We start from the raw sequence: 680 nt of genomic DNA, 5'->3' as shown, positions 1-680 counted from the left end.
GGGTAGCTCAGCTGAGAAGAAAAAGTAAGAGATTAATTTCTTAAATTATATAAGCGCTCCGATGTATCGGGGCGCTTTTTTTATGCATGTTTTTTACCCCGAAAACACAAAGTTGTTTGCTATATTTTTGGTTTTTGAAAAGCAGTACCTGTAGCTCTTCGGTTCCGATAGCCCWGCTGTTCGTTTTATTTCGCTGCGCTCCATGTTCACTCCCATCAGGTTTAATTAACTTAAAACAGTACTAAGAAACCTACAAAACACCGCTTCGTCATGCCAGCGTTATATCTTTATTATTAAGCAAGAATTACTGCCAAAACCTCATTTCTTAAACCTTTTGGCTATCTTTTTGTTACATTAGCAATAGATAAACCGATACGAAAATGGATTTACAACTTCCTAAAAGCGAATACCCTAGAGTAGTTATAGTTGGCGGTGGATTTGGAGGAATTGAGTTAGCTAAACGTTTAAAAAACAAACCCTTTCAGGTGGTTATGCTCGATAAACATAACTACCATACTTTTCAACCCTTACTTTATCAGGTGGCTACAGGAGGTTTAGAAGCCGATTCGATCGCTTTCCCATTAAGAAAGATTTTTAAAGGACAGAAAAATCTCATTTTCCGGGTAACCAAGGTTACCGAAGTTAACGCAGCAGAAAACTGTTTACAAACCGATATAGGC

The 680-nt window shown here is 37.7% G+C and carries 1 protein-coding gene; it reads left to right on the top strand.

The annotated features are described in order from the left end of the window. Window positions 1–380: 380 nt before the first annotated feature. On the top strand, window positions 381–680 hold a 300-nt coding region (locus AC1DND_RS28950), incomplete at its 3' end, for an FAD-dependent oxidoreductase (RefSeq protein WP_477586430.1).

It is taken from the genome of Pedobacter sp. 01N416 (assembly GCF_056399685.1).
The sequence above is the reverse complement of the archived record's forward strand: the minus strand, read 5'-3'. Positions and strand labels throughout refer to the sequence as shown.